Raw genomic sequence first — 17457 nt, 5'->3', positions numbered from 1 at the left:
AATTCCCACTATCCTCCATTGTGTCTTGCCGAGAGAGAGTCAAGACAGCTACTGAAGCACGCTAATCCTCAACCTTTTGCTTCAGTACGACTAAGGTAATATCATCAAATGCAGTTCGGCAAAAAACAATTCCACATCCACAGAATCGCAAACCTGATCAGATACAGATATGATGAACCTGGAAAGTCAAGCCTTTAGCGCCAACGAGATGATTCCTTCCCAGTACACCTGTGATGGAGAGGAGATTTCTCCCGAACTCCACTGGGATGCACCCCCCATAGGAACCCAGAGCCTTGCTTTAATTGTCGATGACCCGGATGCTCCTGGGCAAACCTTTGTGCATTGGGTTGTCTATGATATCCCCCCGGAAACTCGCCAGTTGTCTCCAGGAATTCCGGCGCAAGAGCCACTAGCTAAAGGCGGTACTCAAGGTAAAAATGATTTTGGTAATTTAGGGTATGGCGGTCCATGTCCTCCCAGTGGTATCCATCGCTACTTTTTTAAACTCTACGCCCTCAATCGCACATTGGGATTAGATGCAGGTGTAACCAAAGCGCAGCTTCAAGCCGCGATGAGTGGTCATATTCTGGCAAATGGGGAACTGATTGGACGTTACTCGCGAGCTTAATTGGGTTAAAGTGAGGGGTTTTCTCTGTTACAATCCTCTTTGTTCAAAACTTCTGCTCTTAAAACTGGCACCGCAACCCTTACCTATGCCCCTTGAGGATGTCCTGATGTCTAGCTCTGGTTGGCGTAAACCAAAACCATTACACTCAATAGCGACGAGAAGATTAGCTGTGTCCAAGCCGACTCTATTTCTGGTGAGTAGCCTATTCCTCACCGGCGTGACGATAACCATAACGCCTGTAGCTCAAGCGAGTCAACCCCAGCTAGTGAGCCAGCTACAGCCGGAACAACAGCAGCTGCGTGAATTACTCCGCCAAGCGCGAGACTTGGTGGATGCAGGAAATTATCCTCAGGCGATCGCAGCCTATCAACAAGCGGCTAATCTAGATCAAGACAATGCCAGGATTTTCTCCGGAATCGGTTATCTCCAGGCGCGTCAGGGAAACTTCCGAGAAGCGGCGAGAGCCTATCGACAGGCAATTGCCCTTGAACCCAATAATGCAGAATTTCAGTATGCTCTTGGCTACAGCTTAGCCAATGCCGGAGAGAATGCGGGAGCCGCTGAGGCGTATCGTCAAGCACTGAGACTTGAAAGCAACCATATTAATTCCTATTGGGGATTGGGGGTTGTCCTCCTGCGTCAAAAAGATTATGACGGAGCCATCCAAGTTTACCGCAAACTCATCAGTCTTCAACCCAAGAATGCTCAAGCTCACCAGTTGCTGGGTAGGGTTTTTCTCCAGCAAGGGCGTCCCCAAGAGGCAATTCAGGCACTCCAACAAGCCGAAACCTTATCACCTCTGGATAGTAATATTCAGCTTACATTGGGAATGGCTTGGTTAAGTCAGGGCGATATCGACACCGCACTGAAGGTTTTTGACCGAGCGGCAAAATTAGAACCCAATAGTAGTCAAGTTTATCTGCAAATTGGCAAAATTCTCCAAGCTCAAGAAAATTTCGCCGGTGCATTGAAAGCCTTTCAACGAGCCGTGGCGGTGCAATCGGATTTAGTGGAAGCTCAAGCCGCTATTGGTGAGATTTTACTCACTGAGAAAAATTACTTAGAAGCCATTGTTGCCTATCGGCGCTTAATTGAAATTGCCCCCCAAGACGCCCAAGCCCATTACAATTTAGGATTAGCTTTAAAAGGACGGGAGCGCATTGCTGAAGCGATTACTTCTGTGGAAAAAGCGCGTGATCTCTTCCGTCGTCAGGACAATCGCGATGGCGTCAAGCAAGCTGAATCCTTGCTACAGGATTTAAAGAAAGCGCGGCGTTAAACTGGGTTCGTAGTCGGGGATGCGAGCCTTTCATTCTGTTAAGCTTCCTGCGTCAACCCAACCGACTCGTTCACTAGAATTTCACTCACATCTTGCACCATTCAAGGCAAAGCAAATTTTAGTAGCGTGGCACACCTAAGCAAGATGAATGACGCTTACGCCCGGAAACCGTAGGGGCGCAAAGCCTTCATTGGTGTCAACTTAAGCGCTAAAAGGTTTGTAGAGACGTGCCATGGCACGTCTGGGAGCAGGGGAATGCTCTTGCTGATTGCTCTTTCTCCTGTAATAGCTTAGGGAGCAAGCAACACGCCCCAGTTTGTGTCGAACTGCTCGAAACAATAATTGGCAAGGGTTGTGGCTTAAGTTGACACGGATGAAAGGATGGTGCCCTCTCAAAACCCTAAACTCTATTCCACCATTTTAGCTGTGCCACGCCATAAATTTACTCTTCCTAACCTTTTAATTCATCATCTTTTAACATATATTCAATTTAAATTCATATTTATTCAGATTTTACAAATCTATAATATTTTCTGAATATTCTGTGAAATCATTCCATTCCTGTAGACAAGGCAATCACAGATTCAGTAAATTATAAAAATATAAGGGATTACTAATTTTTTAGTTATTCAACCAGAGTCCCCTGAGTTTTATAATCCTATCACCCCTCTATTGAACATGAAACAACTGCCTTTACATCTCCTAAGTCACAGCTTACTTGCTACCAGTTTTACACTCATATCCTGTTTTGTTTCAACTAACGCGGTACAAGCCTCAGTTATTTCCTTGGATAACACCAGCACATCAACACATACGCTTACTACTGACGCTGTTGTTCAAGTCAACGAAGCAAATAGAAGAATACTTATTAGTACAATGCCTCATATTCCTGAGCATAGTCCGGATCATGATGATGGTTCTGCGTCCCAACCAACTATGCTAATAAGTTTTGCTTTGATAGTTGGTTCTATCGCCGCCACAGCCACACGTTATCGCCAGTCTTGCTAAATATTGAGTGTGAATCGGTTGGCTGATTGGGGTTGGAAGTTAAATGATACTTCTAACCCCTTTTTTTCGTTGTTGTGAATGCTTACAGCGCTTTTGGTAGTAAGTGAGGTATACAAACAGATCCCCGACTTCGTAGAAGTTGTCGGGGATCTATCTTACTTAGATAGACTGTACCTCATCAACCACCAAATTTGCTGTATATAGCGTTTCACATATTGATACTTGGCTTGAATTGCCGTGTCTAGTTAAGTGTAGGTATTTTTACAGTCTGAAAGAATTAGCTGAGGAGAGATAGGATGTCTTCGTTCCTCCCGTTTATCAGGACTTCATAAATCAAGGCATTTTGCTGAAATTTCTGTAAACTTAGATACTTTTTATAGACAACCTACTAAAACATTCAGTAACGTAGTAAATAAGAAGAGGGTGCTGATTCTTCTGCCATTCTAAAAAAGTCTCATAAGTTTTCTAATCCTACAAGCCAAGCACAAGAATATGACAACTTTCACCTCTCGTTTACTGGGTTCCAGCTTACTCGCCACAAGCATTGCTCTCGCTTCCTCTTTGGTTTCAGCCAACGCCGCACAAGCCTTAACCATTAACTTTGATAGCACCAGTACTTCAACCAATACTCCAGCTACAGGCGCTTCGGCTCAGGTAGATTTTAATTTCGTTGATGTAGCAGATGGTGTTCAACTTGATTTAAGGTTACTCAATACCACAAATCAACTGGCTACTTCATTTGGGCTAGGAGCGACTGACTCGGAATTTGTAGCATTTGGATTCGATTTACCCGATTTTATTTCATCCTACACTTACAAGGGTTTGCAAATTTATTTAATGGTCAAGAATTCCGTGCTGTCGCTCGCTTCCAAGCAGTCGATGGAGCAGGGTTTAGTGGCGCTTCTGACAAGTTACTAGTTAGCACTATTTCTAACAGTGATCCTGGTGATGATGGCGAAGTTTCGGTTCCTGAACCAGGTACGCTAGCAGGTTTAGCCTTGATAGGTGGTTCCTTAGCCGCAGCGCGTCGCCGCAAGTCTTGCTAACTATTCAATTGTTAATTGGCTGGTTGACGGGGGTTAGAAGTTGAGCCATACTTCTGACCCCTTTTTTTAGGGCGCACATCGGTGCGCTCCTACAGTGGAATGACAAGGGAAGGTTCAGTCTAGAGTTAATATTTTTCCATTGGTAGGATCTAGAAGTCTTGACCTCTGCTGATAAAGCTTTTTGAGGATACTAACATCACCCATACAATAATCAATTACTTGTCCTCGTTTCCCGCGTTGCCAAAGTTCTGGTGCTAATTTTCCTTTCCCTGATTTCCCATACCCCAGATTAACTCTGGCTAGTTGCTCTAAACTGTAACCCCCACGAGTTTTACCTTTAACATAATCAGGCGGCATTCCGGCGGCGACACGGACATGGCACAATAGGTCGTATGTCGTCTTGACGTGTAATCCATTAGCGGCACAAAGTTGATCATCAAAGGCGATAGAATTAAAGCCGATAATTTCTTCGGCTTGATTGATTAGTGCTTGGAATTCTGCTAGATTATCTTCTAAATAAATATGATATCGATCCTGCCAGGATGAGTAAGCACAGATAACTGATATCCCCATTCCCGGAAAATCTTTCCAGCCTTGGCAGTATTCTAGGTCAGGTGAAGGCTCGTTGTTAGGGATACAACGGGCAATCTCGCAGTCGTATATCACTGCTTTTTGGGGAAATTCTGGTTTAGGCTGAGATATTCTATCTCTTTTTGAGCGTCTATATTGTAACCAATTAAGCATTTTAAGTAGGTAGGCACGACCCGATAAAATTGAGTGGATACAGTTGTTGATTTGTGCAAGCGGGTCGCCCCTACATCAGGATTAGAGGTGATATACTCCCAGTAGTGTTGGCTTTTCCCTCCTTTCGCTTTATTTCCCTGTCAAAACAAACTCAATTGTATGGGTGAGTGATCAATCTCATTCCACGGTAACGGGGGAACGGGTACACCATGATCCTGTAATAACTGTTGAAACTGTCGCGCATTACCTGGAGAATAGTTTTCTATGGGACAGTGAACGAAAAAATAAATCTGTCGCCCTAACTTTAACTCCTGATTCACCCAGTTTACCCACTCTTCGAGAAATGGCTGATTCACCTCTTGATCGGGATGACTAATAAACCGCACAAAACTAAATTCTGCTGTCACCACAGGTTGCACGGGTAGTTTGGGCTTGCGAACTTCTAGTGGCGTTTTATAATGAGTTGAGTGACTATAAGCAGGTCTGCTATCCAACAACACTCGTCCTACTCCCAGTTGGGTCAATAGTTCATTTAGATGACTGGCGTGGGGTTGTTCAAACCAATCAGGATGACGCACTTCTGTTGCGATCGCAGCTTCGGTTTTCTGCCAAGCTTCGAGAAAGGCTGCCAAATCCTCTAAAAATGCAGGTTCATAGCTGGGGGGAAGTTGGAGGAACACCGGACCTAAATGTTCTCCTAACCCTCGCATCGTCTCCAAAAACGCCAAAGCCTCTGAAATGGAGGGTTTCAAGAATCCATTATGAGTGAGCGATCGCGGCAATTTGGGACAAAGCTGAAAACCGGGTGACATCTGGGATTTCCACTGCGCGATCGTTTCTGAACTGGGAATCGCGTAAAATGTGGTATTTCCTTCAACAGTTCTCAACCGCTGACTATAAAGATGCAGCAATTGTCCCCCTTGACTCTTCGGCGGATAAAATTCACCTATCCAACCCTTATATGCCCAAACTGCACAACCCAATAAAAAATTCATCTCAACAATGAACCTGCAACGATTAGTCATCTCACCCACGCAACGACAAAACCAACACATTCTCCTCACCGACAGCCAACAGCATTACCTGGTGCGAGTCTTGCGACTGAGTAAAGGCGATCGCTTTATTGCGATGGATGGACAGGGAAACTGGTGGTTGAGCGAGTTAGCGGCTAACTTGACCCAAGCTATCATTATTGAATCTATTCCTATCCAAACCGAATTACCCTGTACTATTACTTTAATGGTAGCGATGCCAAAGGGGAGTGGATTTGAGGATATCATCTCTGGTGCAACCGAACTCGGTGTAACCTGTATCATGCCCATGAAGAGCGATCGCACGATTCTCAACCCCAGTCCCCGCAAACTGGAACGCTGGCGGCGTATCGCCCAAGAAGCCGCGGAACAATCAGAACGTCAGATTGTACCTACGATTCTTGAGCCCCTGGATTTTACCTCAGCTATTGAACAAGCTATCCACTCCACCACTCACTGTTATATTTGTGTCGCACGAGGTAACGTTCCTCATCTGTTAAATTGCTTACCCAACTCAGAAGTTTTCAACTCTAAACCAGAAAAGGAAGATGAGGGCGGGTTGAGTAACATCAGGGTGACAACAAACGATAGTAGTGAAACCCGTCCCTACGTTCAAAACCAGGTTCCCTCGAACCCAGTGAAGGGTCAAAACCACGCCCTCGAACCCAGTAAAGGGTCAAAACTTCCTGTTATCGCCATTGCGACAGGACCCGAAGGCGGCTGGACTCCCGCAGAAATCGAACAAGCCATCGTTGCTGGATTTCAACCCGTTTCACTAGGACACCGGATTTTACGTGCTGTTACCGCCCCGCTCATGGCTCTCTCTTTAATTGCCGCTAGTTTAGAGGTACAACAGGTAAATAGCCGGTAAAAAAGGATTAGATAGTATTGAGTTTTGCCTTGTTTCCAGACGTTCCACCGAAACGTCAAGATAAGCTCCCCCTGCTCTCGACGATTATGCTTGACCAAGTTACTGATGCCTTTAAACAAAAAGACTACCGCACAGCGGCTCGGTTACTCAAACAGTTAGCCAAGGAAGAACCCAATAACCCTTGGGTGCGACTCTATATCGGACGCTTACATGAAGCCACGGGTAAGCTAGACGCCGCAGAAACCGCCTACCGCAACTTACTCAAAAATACCACGCATCCCAAAGTTATGACTCAAGCGCGTCAGGGACTTGGGCGTTTAGAAGCCAGGGAACAGGAAAAACGTCGCCAAGCTTTAGCTCAAGCCACGGCTGACCCCGAAAATACCCAATTTGGCATTTTAATCCTCGAACCTATTGAACCCCAAGCCAAACCCACCGCCGCCCAAACTTTGGCGAAGATTATGCAAATTGATCCCTACACAGCACGCCTGCAACTCCCTACACGCGGCTGGCGGTTGTATCGAGTTGGACCCATTGGCGAATTAAAATTTTATGCGTCATCCCTACAGCAGGGGTCAGTTCCCTGTTTTTGGGCAATTCTGGCGCAGATTCAATCCCTTAACGTGTTTAGCGTCCATTATTTTTCCCAAGTCAGTTCGGAGGAAGCTACAGTTGTCTGCGAAAATGATCAAGGTCAACTGGGTTCTCTCCCCTTCCAGTGGTCAGAAGTGAGTCAACTGGTGGAGGGACGCTTGCCTATTTTTGAACAAGTCGTGGATCTCGACGCTCGTGGTAAATTACAGCGTAAGACTCAAACCCAAGACTACGCCCAGTTTTGCGACTTGCATTTACCGACAAGAAAAACTATCCTGCGTTTGTGCGATCGCGATTATCAGTTTCAACAGGGAATTGAGCTATCCCTCCAGCAAAAGAGCCACCCAACCCAGGGAAAATCCACATCTTCTCTAAGCCATACAACCAATAGAATCAACTGGAATAACCTACGGGGTTTTCTCAACCGTCAACTTCCTCAAACCCCAGTTTGGTCAGATTTCACCAACTTTGCCGAAACTGCTCTCGATTACCGAGAAATGCTGACTCGTTTACCTGCTCACATTGACCTGTTTCGCCGTCAAGAAAGCCTCTGGGATTCTGCCTTTGAGCTATACAGTGGACTGGTTTTCCTGAAAAATGACTAAAGGTTTCCGCTTTGTGCAGTAAGCCTAGTGATAAAAGAGCGATCGCACTTCCTCACAGAAAACATGCGATCGCTCTTTCAAAAAGTCTACGCCCCATCAAAGACAGCGTAACGCACCAGTGAGGGCTAAGATAGTGAATTGTGGCTTTGCCGAACAAATTCTACTGACTGACACAGCTAAAATTGTGGGATAGATGTGACTATTGAATCGGGCGCACGCCATGCGCCCCTACGGTTTCTGGATATAATTGTAATTCGTCAAATAAGGTGTGCCACGCCACTACTAACTGACTAAGGTTTGCAATGCCTGCCAAAGATGCCTTGGATAAATTAGATAAGTATCGTCAACTAATTCAGGATTTGCTGAGGGCAAGGGCGCAGTTGCGTTCTGCCAATGATCCGATCAAAAGTCAAACCGTTTTCGATCGAGAATGCGATCACTATCAGCTTGTCAATTTAGGCTGGAAAAATAACAACACTCGAATCTACGGCTGTGCCATCCATGTTGATATTATTGATGGCAAAATTTGGGTGCAACATGATGGAACGGAAGACGCGATCGCTGATCAGTTAGTTAAAAAAGGAGTGCCGAAGCAAGAGATTGTCTTGGCTTATCATGCACCTAATGTACGAAAATATACAGATTTTGCCCCAGGTTAACTAATAGGGTGTAATCGCTGGCGAGATTTCCCTTGTCTCAATTATCCGCGATCGCTTTGAAACGTTTTACGCTTCTTCGCCAAGTCCAAACTCAGCCAAGTAAATCGTCTATACTTCGAGGCGAAAAAGTCCGCGTTTTGGCACGTTGTATCGCCGCAAGCAGACGCGCTGCATTCTCTGGTGACTGAAATAAATAAGCTGTTTCTATGATGCGGTTTAGTTCGTTGATAGGAATAATCGCGACACTCTCAGAACCATCACGAGTGACAATGACAGCTTCGCGGCTGGCAATAGCCTCTTCGTAAATTTTGTCAAAATTACTACACGCTTGGGTGTAGATTATCTGGCTTGGCATTGTCTTATATTTGGTCTATTGGTTTAATAATATCTAATATCTCGCGAAAGTCCGGTAAGATTAAGCCCTCTTTTTGTATAGATAGAGGTTATCCTTGGATGCAATGGAATAATGATTGGCAATTATAGACTGAATCTGTTTTGGTGCAAATCAATGACAGCGATTTATCAACAAGCGATCGCACTCCCCACCGGAAATGCGATCACCTGGAAAAAGATCCAGTAGGGAATTGGGTTTTGACTTGCATTCACTTTTGAACTCTATAGGATTTTCCAGTCTGCTGAGGTACATCGATCTGGCTGAAACTAAGGCTTGTAGCTTAGAATCTGTACCTCATTTGCCTGGGAAGCGCTATATAAGGTTGTGCTGGTGATTTAGCAAGTAAGGTATCCTGCTTGTCTACGAGCGTTGTTGTACCACTGTAGAGGGCGTAAATTAAATAAATGATCGCTACCTCCCTTAGATTTTGGTATTATGTGATCCATCTCCCATCCATAAGGGGATTGACGATTTCCATACTCATCCCTCTTAATCCATGTTCTGCATTGGTCTATTCGCCAAACTCTTGGGTTATAGCCTGGAACAATATAAGCTTTTTCCCAAATCCCTTGAATTCTCAAAGATTCTTTAGCCACTTCAGCAGCCTTTTCTCCGATGTCCATTCCTTCCTCTTTTAATCGATAAGTGTAAATTCCATTACCAAACACGCTGAAATCTCTGCTAACTCCACTACTAAACATTCTGTAAAATCTCCTTTTTTTTGTTTACTGTTTAGTATAGTACAAATATACTTAGATAGTGAACATAAATCATAAAAGGCAAGTTTGTCAAGTACTACGAGTAGTGCAGACACACGATCACATAATTCAAATTCCGATACACTGCCCGATCACACCCACTCTATCTGAGTCCCCCTTTTCAAGGCTAGGAGGGATCTAGGATCTGTTGCTAACATGAATAAAAAGTATAATATATTGACAAAAAAACGATCGCACTTCCTCACAGAAAACATGCGATCGCTCTTACCCAAGTCTACGCCCCATCAGGAACGCAGACTCTAGACACTCAAGACTTAGCCTTGTTGTGCTTCAACTTCAGCCACCATCAACAGTGTCTTCATCACGGAGTCAGGGTTCAAACTCATCGAGTCAATACCCAACTCAACCAAGAACTTGGCAAACTCAGGATAGTCACTGGGCGCTTGACCGCAGATACCAATCTTACGACCATTCTTCTTCGCCTTCTCAATCACCATCCGCACCATTTCCTTAACCCCGTCGTTGCGCTCATCAAAGATGTGAGCCACCAAGGCAGAGTCACGGTCTAAACCTAAGGTTAACTGAGTTAGGTCATTGGAACCAATGGAGAACCCATCAAACACTTCACTGAACTGATCCGCCAAGATCACGTTGCTGGGAATCTCGCACATTACATAGACTTGCAGTCCATTTTCGCCCCGCTTCAAGCCGTATTTCTCCATTTCTGTCAGCACCTTGCGCCCTTCCTCAGGGGTACGGCAGAAGGGAATCATGGGGATTACGTTAGTTAAGCCCATGTCATCCCGAACTCGCTTGATGGCTTGACACTCTAAGCCGTAGGCTTCGGCATAGTTTTCATCGTAGTAACGAGACGCACCACGCCAGCCAATCATCGGGTTTTCTTCCTTCGGCTCAAACTGCTGACCGCCGAGGAGGTTGGCATATTCGTTACTCTTGAAGTCGGACATCCGTAACACAACTGGTTTGGGATAGAATGCCGCCGCAATCATCGCCACACCCCGCGCCAACTTGTCTACGAAGAAGTCAGCCTTGCGTTCGTAGAGGTAGGTCATTTTGTAGATTTCCCGCTTGACGGTGGCATCTTCGAGCTTATCGAAGTTCAGCAGTGCCAAGGGGTGCACCTTAATATGATTAGCGATAATGAACTCTAAGCGGGCTAATCCCACGCCATCGCAGGGGATCGCCGCCAAACCAAAGGCTTCTTCTGGGTTCCCCACGTTCATCAAAATCTTGGTGCGGGTTGTGGGTAGGTTTTCCAGTTGGGTTTCTTGGACTTCAAAGGGTACAAGCCCTTCGTAAACCCGTCCTTCTTCCCCTTCGGAACAGGAAACGGTGACCTCTTGTCCACTCTTAAGTACACCTGTGGCATCACCACAACCGACAATCGCTGGGATGCCCATCTCACGAGCAATAATTGCCGCGTGGCAAGTCCGTCCACCTTGGTTGGTGACAATGGCTGATGCCCGCTTCATGATTGGTTCCCAGTCGGGGTCAGTCTTGTTGGTAACCAAGACTTCACCGGGTTCAAACTCATCAATCTTGTGGACATCCAGAATCACTTTGGCTTTGCCCTGACCAATCATTTCGCCAACGGCGCGACCGGTAACAGCCACCTCGGAGGTTCCTTTCAGCTGATAGCTCTTAAGGACGCTCTTTGACTTCTGGGATTGGACGGTTTCTGGACGAGCTTGGACGATGTACAAATCACCCGTTTCACCGTCTTTCGCCCACTCAATGTCCATAGGGGTGTAGACACCCCGGACTTCGGAGTAGTGGTCTTCAATAATACAACCCCAGCGAGCGAGTTGGAGAATTTCTTCGTCGTTGATGGCGTATTTGACTTGCTCAGGCTCTGACACGGATACGTTCTTGGTCAGTTTCGAACCACCGATGTCATAGATCATCTTGATTTCTTTGCTGCCCAAGCGCTTTTCGAGAATTGGGCGATACCCGTCCTTGAGCGTCGGTTTGAATACAAAGTATTCGTCGGGGTTGACAGCACCTTGAACAACGTTTTCACCCAAACCATAGGCGGCGGTGACTAGGGCGGCATTCTTGAAGCCCGTTTCTGTGTCAATGGAGAACATGACACCGGAAGAGGCTAAGTCAGAGCGCACCATTTTCTGCACCCCAACTGACAGGGCGACTTCAAAGTGATCAAACCCTTTGAGGGTGCGATAGGAGATGGCGCGGTCAGTGAAGATGGAGGCAAAGCAACGATGGCAAGCGTCTAAAACGTCCATGACACCGTAGACGTTCAGGTAAGTTTCTTGCTGACCTGCAAAGCTGGCATCAGGTAAGTCTTCAGCCGTAGCGGATGAACGGACGGCTACGTCAACAGCTTGGCTTTTCTCCTTGCACTCTTCTTGGTATTCCGGCTCAAACCGATCGCAAAACTCAGCGGTGACGCCATACCGTTCGCACAGCTTCAGGTAAGATTCTGCGATCGCGGTTCGCAGATCTTCCGGGAATGGTGTGTTGAGAATCAAAGACCGCGCTTGCTTACCCCGGACTCGCAAGTTACTCATATCCTCGACATCGAGGTCAGAAAACAGTTCGCGTAGCCTTTCTTCTAAACCTGCTTCCTTAACGAAGTAACGGTATGCATAAGCCGTCGTGGCAAATCCGGTGGGAACTCTGACGCCCTTAGCGGTCAGTTGTCGGATCATTTCACCCAGGGAGGCGTTTTTACCACCCACCAAGGGAACATCGACAATTCCTACCTCTTCAAACCACAGAATAAGAGCTTGCTCTTTGGACGATTGAGATGTTGTTGTTTCAGTAGCTGCAACCATTCAGTATTTCCTCCTACTTTTGGTTTCAGGTTCAGTTTACCGAGAGTCAGCCTGGAAAATTACTTTAGGTAATCTTTTCTTTAGGATCGGCTGTTTTTTATAGAACCATACTTCACAATCAAATTCGTAGTGATTTACACATTTAGTAGTAATTTACACATTTATCTTGTGGGAAGTCTGGTTATATTCCTGTTCATCGCTAATCTAGCCCTCAACTCAACTTGAGAGTTTAAGCCGTCAGCTAGACTATCATTCCTTATCCCTATAGTCTGGATAGATTTAATTGATGTTTATCTTCATCAATTTTTTAGATTTTGACTTAGGGAGTAGATATATCAAACCCAGCCTTGTCGCGCTTGGGCGAGTTTGTAGCGTTGAAAAGTTACAGCGTTCTCCTTGAAGAATTGTTTAGCTAAAGGAGACTAGAAAAGTCGGAAACAGTCCTTTCTTTCAGAACACTTCTACCATAGCAGACTATCGAAAAATAGACAAGCCGTAACAGCTAATCTAAAAAAATAAAGCCACTATCTATATGGATATTAGCAACAATAATATTGTTTATTTGGGTTGGTAACGCGAATGATAGCTCTGGTTGTTATACATCATTAGTTTAGATGTCTTACATTTTTCAATGATCCCCAGCTAGATGTGTCAAACCTTGTCTATTTATCGATCCATTTTGTGTTTATTTAGACAAACTCATTATAATTAAGATAGAGAATTTATACGTTTAATAGAGCGCGATCGACACGAATCTTTTTTTGAACATCCATAATTCCCCTTCCCCTATCCATCGGACTCATCCTCATAAAAATCCTTCGTTGTGGGAAACCCTGTGTCTTTAGACCGGGGTTGCTTACACCAGCAAATATGTTCAGGAGCGTGTCTATATGAATTTTCCTGACACCCCCTGCACCCAGACATGCCTCTCCGGCTGACTTACAAAGGGAGCTTTACCTCCGACTGACTCTTACCTTGCTAGACATGATAGCGCAATCACAGATTCTGACAAGATCTAAATTAGGATTGTAAACTTATGTAAAACAAACACGCTGTATCGATCATGATTTCTCGTCGCACCCTGGTGAACATTCTCTTGGCAAGTTGTCTAGCTTGCTTAACTTGGTTACACGTCACTCCCGCCGCTTATGCTCTCGGCGGTAAACAACCGCCACTAAATGAGCCTGCACCAGAGTTTACGCTACCGACTAATAGTGGGGATGGGGAGGTATCGCTCTCCGATTACCGGGGGAAATGGGTGGTTCTATACTTTTATCCCAAGGATTTTACCTCAGGTTGCACTCTAGAGGCTCGTCGCTTTCAGCAAGATTTGCCTGAATATATAGAGAGAAATGCCCAAATTTTGGGAGTGAGTGCAGATGATGTAGACTCCCATGCCGATTTTTGTGACTCAGAGGGGTTGAAATTCCCCCTTTTGGCAGATACAGATGGGTCAGTGAGTAAGGCGTATGGCTCTTGGATGGGGTTTGTCTCCCTACGCCATACCTATATCATTGATCCTGATGGCATCTTACGGGAGACATTTCTCGGCGTTCGACCGGCGATTCATAGTACAGAAGTACTGGCACGGTTGGATGAGTTGCGCTCGGTGACCTAAGCCTCATCCACTATCAGAAGGAACCTGTAGGGGCGACCCGCTTGCATTGGTGTCAACTTAAGCGCCAACAGCAGGGGGAGCAGGGGGAGCAAGAGGAGGCGATTGAAATCGCTGCTATACAAACTTTCGTCCGCCTGCGCGGACTGGGTTATAACCGGGGTAGCGTTCCCCGGATTTGGTATCACAGTTCTAGTCCATTCAATTGGATCGGGTCGCCCATTATTGAACCCATGAGGCTTTCTTCACAACCCATGAGCCGCCAACCGATATATCTACCCTTTGCAGAAGGAAAATGGCAAATGAGAATGAGTCTCAAAGCCCTTGAACCCCAGGATTGGATTGAAATTGATGATCAGTTTGTCAAGTATTTGTTGCAAAAAGATACTCTGCTCAAGTCTCGACATTCAGAAGTATTTGCTAGTCTCCCCGGAACCGAAGCCAGTCAGAAAGAGGTTCTAGATTTACTGATTGATCATCTGCTGAAACGCTTTCCCCACCATTATCGACGCCATGGTCAAACTATTGAGGCGATCGCAACAAATCAAGTTTGGCATATTCCTGACTTTGAGTCAGCACCTCTGGATTTAGCTGGGCGTCTGGTACAGGAGGATTTATTATTGATGGAGCGATCGCGTCAAGGGTATCGCTTAGTCGCCGCTTCTCTGTGTTTTCCTTTACGTTGGCGACTGCGAGAAAAGTTGGGGTGTCCCCTGACTCAAATCCACGCCCCGGTTCCCGGATATTCTGAAAAACTGGCGCATTCTGTGGATAGTGTGTTCAATCGCCTCAAATCTAGTCATCCGGTTTGGCGATTAAACTGGAGTATTGTTGAGTCCCCCGAACTATTTTTCCCTCCAGAGAAAACACAACCCGGTTGGGAGACAACGATAAATTGCCAAAACGCTGGGGACAAGCTGTTTTTGAGAATTGAACGTCAGACATTAAGACGCTTAACCGGGAGTGGTGACATTCTTTTTACCGTGCGTACTTATGTACATCCGTTGGGAGTGCTTGAAGATAATCCCCAGATGGCTCATAATTTAAGGGAAACTATCCAGCAAATGCCCCTTGAGATGCAGAATTATAAAAACTTACTGCCAATTCAGGAAGTGCTTTTGGGGTATCTTGAGTATATAGCTAGTTTCAAGCCTTTGTAAAATGGCAGCCTGGGTTGGACAAGTTTTTCAAATACTTTTAAGTTCACACACAATTTATTAAAAACAGCCATATTACTAAATGATTTAAGGTTCAAAAACTAAAAATAAATAATTCTTAATCTAGTAAATTAGTTTAATGTTTCATTGTCGTAAAGTTTAATGTATCAGTATGGCAAAAAAAAATAACACTTTAAAAAGCAGTACGATAAATAATTCATCTCCTCTAGTATCACTTTATTGGGATTGCCAAAATGTTAAAGTCAGCCAAGAGAGAGCCGAGTTTTTGCAAGCATTTGCCAACGAACAAGGTGATGTAATTTGTCAAAAAGCATATTCCAATTGGCAGCGAGAAAATAAAAAATATGCCAAATTTTTAAGTGGTATTGGTTTTCAAAGAATTCACGTTCCCTCCTTGACCAGGAACAGCGTAGACAACCAACTAATAGTTGATTGTATTGAAGAAGCCTATAGTAATGCCTCAGCTAATATCTTCATTATCGCATCAGGAGATGGTGACTTTACCAGTCTAGGTCATGTCTTAAAAAACAAAGGGAAGAAAGTCATAGTTTTCGCTCAACAAGGTAGGGTAAGTCAGAGTCTAATTGATATTGCTGATGAATCCCACATCATAGAAAGATTAGATGAAATATCCAAACTTCCTTCCTTCCGCGACCCTTCTCTTCTCAAGCGTGCCCTCACCCACCGTTCATACATTAACGAAAACCCTAGTGCAGGTGAAGACAACGAACGTTTAGAGTTTCTCGGTGATGCTGTACTAAATTTTATTAGTGGTGCGTTTCTCTATAATTATGATCCAGCGATGAAGATGAGCGAATCTCAACTTACACGTCTGCGAGCTAAATTAGTTGAAGAGCAACAGTTAGCAATATTTGCAAAAGAACTAGATTTATATAAAGAAATGAGGTTAGGTAATGGTGCCATAAAAGAAGGAGGACGCAGAAATCCGTCGTTGCTCAGTGATACGTTTGAAGCCGTTGTTGGTGCTTACTTTATCGATTCAGGTATTGAGGCAGTTATCACTTTTATTGAACCTTTGTTGAGTTCTGCAATTAGAGATTTCTGTTCCACTGAAACAACTCTAGATAATAGTATTCTCGTGGACTCCAAAGGTCGATTTCAGCAGTGGGCATTAGAAAAGTTCGTCCAGAATCCCGAATATTTTATTATCGATGAGTCGGGACTAGATCATGCTAAGGAATTCACGGCTGAAGTGCGCGTAAATGGTAAAGTTTACGGTGTCGGAAAAGGTCGCCGTAAACAAGATGCTGAAAAACTTGCAGCCGAAGCAGCACTTAAAAAAGTTGGAGTGGGATAAATCTGCGTGACCCACAGGATAGTGGCGTGGCACAGCTAAAATGGGAGATTAGCATTACATCCAGAAATTTATCAAATGGTTTTGGCAAGGAAGTCCTCAACCCCAACAAAATCTACGACACCCACCTGATCGGGATTATTGGGATTATCGGGATTTTCGCGGTTGTAGGGGCGAGTCGCTGCATATCGTAGGTGGTGTGAGAATTAAGGTATATCGACTCGCCCTTGTCCAAATGCGGTGTCAGATAGTTTCCGCTATCTAATACGGGGTTCCCCTGATCAAATGAAGGGTTGGGTGATGTTAATTGAATGCGGCGGGTCGCCTCTACCATTGTGTTTGGGTACACCGTGTAGTGCGATATATATATGAGTTGGGTTACTCTTCGAGAAGGCTCCTCGCCTACGTCCCTCAACCCAACCTACATCTTGCCTCCACACCTGTGGAAAACGGAAACTTTATTTAGATTGGGTATTGACTTAGGCACAACAGCTTGCTATCGTGTCCAGTAATAGGCATCTCGTTAAAGTTTCATAGAAAGTCCTCAGCTATGCTCAACTACAACAACTACTTTTATTTTTGGTTTAGGGAGGTTCACCGGAGGTGAGTAGAGTTCCTCATGGAACCCCCCGGTGGACCGCAGAGCGAAAGCTGCGGTCTTTTTGTTTTTTAAGGAGTATCTGGTAAGCAACCCCGGTCTAAAGACGCGGAGCAAAAGCCAAGCAAGTTGAAGCTGTGCTTACCAGCCTAAGTCTTAATTGACTACGTTATCGGCAAGTGTTTAAGACCTACCAGTGGATGCGTAGCTAGTCTGCTGCTCTAGAACCGAAAAGTTAAACAGTTTTAAGGTCACTGAAACAGTGCTTTTTGGATAGTTACCGACCGATAACATTGGCGAAGCTAACTTTACCCGAAAGGAGACTGAGGCAACCATACCTCATCGGAGGGGCAACCA

16 protein-coding genes are annotated in these 17457 nt (G+C 45.1%); 11 read left to right on the top strand and 5 right to left on the bottom strand.

Annotated elements, in window-relative coordinates; all coding sequences use genetic code 11:
* Nucleotides 1-169 precede the first annotated feature (169 nt).
* The 4 genes from RID09_RS17485 (at nt 170) to RID09_RS17470 (ending at nt 3961) form a co-directional block, all read left to right on the top strand.
* Complete coding sequence (locus RID09_RS17485; protein ID WP_446337204.1) at nt 170-628, top strand: YbhB/YbcL family Raf kinase inhibitor-like protein; 459 nt, start codon at nt 170-172, stop codon at nt 626-628.
* A 169-nt stretch (nt 629-797) separates the two neighbouring features.
* Entirely contained in the window at nt 798-1907 is a 1110-nt protein-coding gene (locus tag RID09_RS17480; RefSeq protein ID WP_446337203.1) for a tetratricopeptide repeat protein, read from the top strand.
* 1500 nt (nt 1908-3407) lie between these two features.
* Nucleotides 3408-3833, top strand: coding sequence for a hypothetical protein (locus tag RID09_RS17475; protein WP_446337202.1), 426 nt, complete (start codon nt 3408-3410; stop codon nt 3831-3833).
* On the top strand, nt 3719-3961 hold the full coding sequence (locus RID09_RS17470) for a PEP-CTERM sorting domain-containing protein (RefSeq protein ID WP_446337254.1): 243 nt from the start codon (nt 3719-3721) through the stop codon (nt 3959-3961). Before RID09_RS17475 ends, RID09_RS17470 begins: the two co-directional genes overlap by 115 nt.
* A gap of 114 nt (nt 3962-4075) precedes the next feature.
* On the opposite strand, the gene RID09_RS17465 is transcribed toward RID09_RS17470, so the two are convergent.
* Together RID09_RS17465 and RID09_RS17460 are read right to left on the bottom strand one after the other, a co-directional pair.
* Nucleotides 4076-4627, bottom strand: a complete 552-nt coding sequence (locus RID09_RS17465) for a hypothetical protein (protein ID WP_446337201.1) — start codon at nt 4625-4627, stop codon at nt 4076-4078.
* A 218-nt stretch (nt 4628-4845) separates the two neighbouring features.
* Nucleotides 4846-5700 carry a DUF72 domain-containing protein gene (locus RID09_RS17460; protein ID WP_446337200.1) on the bottom strand — a complete coding sequence of 285 codons (855 nt, stop codon included), beginning with the start codon at nt 5698-5700 and terminating at the stop codon, nt 4846-4848.
* A gap of 7 nt (nt 5701-5707) precedes the next feature.
* Here RID09_RS17460 and RID09_RS17455 point away from each other — a divergent pair, with 7 nt between their 5' ends.
* From RID09_RS17455 to RID09_RS17445, 3 genes are all read left to right on the top strand, one after another.
* Nucleotides 5708-6607 (top strand): RsmE family RNA methyltransferase, encoded by a 900-nt coding sequence (locus RID09_RS17455; RefSeq protein ID WP_446337199.1) that lies wholly within the window; start codon nt 5708-5710, stop codon nt 6605-6607.
* An 86-nt stretch (nt 6608-6693) separates the two neighbouring features.
* Nucleotides 6694-7806, top strand: coding sequence for a tetratricopeptide repeat protein (locus RID09_RS17450; protein ID WP_446337253.1), 1113 nt, complete (start codon nt 6694-6696; stop codon nt 7804-7806).
* A gap of 320 nt (nt 7807-8126) precedes the next feature.
* A complete protein-coding gene (locus RID09_RS17445; protein ID WP_446337252.1) occupies nt 8127-8465 on the top strand; it encodes an element excision factor XisI family protein in 339 nt (112 codons plus the stop codon).
* A gap of 91 nt (nt 8466-8556) precedes the next feature.
* Here the strand turns inward: RID09_RS17445 and RID09_RS17440 are convergent, their stop codons facing one another.
* The 3 genes from RID09_RS17440 to ppsA all read right to left on the bottom strand — a co-directional run bounded on the left by RID09_RS17440 (nt 8557) and on the right by ppsA (nt 12394).
* Complete coding sequence (locus RID09_RS17440) at nt 8557-8820, bottom strand: type II toxin-antitoxin system Phd/YefM family antitoxin (RefSeq protein ID WP_446337198.1); 264 nt, start codon at nt 8818-8820, stop codon at nt 8557-8559.
* A 374-nt stretch (nt 8821-9194) separates the two neighbouring features.
* Nucleotides 9195-9560: an HNH endonuclease signature motif containing protein gene (locus RID09_RS17435; protein WP_446337197.1), complete on the bottom strand. Its 366-nt coding sequence runs from the start codon at nt 9558-9560 to the stop codon at nt 9195-9197.
* Between the two features lie 332 nt (nt 9561-9892).
* Nucleotides 9893-12394: a phosphoenolpyruvate synthase gene (gene ppsA, locus RID09_RS17430; RefSeq protein WP_446337196.1), complete on the bottom strand. Its 2502-nt coding sequence runs from the start codon at nt 12392-12394 to the stop codon at nt 9893-9895.
* A gap of 1063 nt (nt 12395-13457) precedes the next feature.
* Between ppsA and RID09_RS17425 the strand changes: the two genes are divergently transcribed.
* From RID09_RS17425 to RID09_RS17410, 4 genes are all read left to right on the top strand, one after another.
* Nucleotides 13458-14012, top strand: coding sequence for a peroxiredoxin (locus RID09_RS17425; protein WP_446337195.1), 555 nt, complete (start codon nt 13458-13460; stop codon nt 14010-14012).
* Between the two features lie 230 nt (nt 14013-14242).
* Nucleotides 14243-15169: a heme-dependent oxidative N-demethylase family protein gene (locus RID09_RS17420; RefSeq protein ID WP_446337194.1), complete on the top strand. Its 927-nt coding sequence runs from the start codon at nt 14243-14245 to the stop codon at nt 15167-15169.
* A gap of 169 nt (nt 15170-15338) precedes the next feature.
* Nucleotides 15339-16505 carry a ribonuclease III gene (rnc, locus tag RID09_RS17415; RefSeq protein WP_446337193.1) on the top strand — a complete coding sequence of 389 codons (1167 nt, stop codon included), beginning with the start codon at nt 15339-15341 and terminating at the stop codon, nt 16503-16505.
* A gap of 26 nt (nt 16506-16531) precedes the next feature.
* Nucleotides 16532-16696, top strand: coding sequence for a hypothetical protein (locus RID09_RS17410; protein WP_446337192.1), 165 nt, complete (start codon nt 16532-16534; stop codon nt 16694-16696).
* Nucleotides 16697-17457 lie beyond the last annotated feature (761 nt).

Origin of the sequence: Coleofasciculus sp. G1-WW12-02, assembly GCF_040219735.1 — a bacterium.
Lineage (GTDB): Bacteria > Cyanobacteriota > Cyanobacteriia > Cyanobacteriales > Coleofasciculaceae > Coleofasciculus.
The sequence above is the reverse complement of the archived record's forward strand: the minus strand, read 5'-3'. Positions and strand labels throughout refer to the sequence as shown.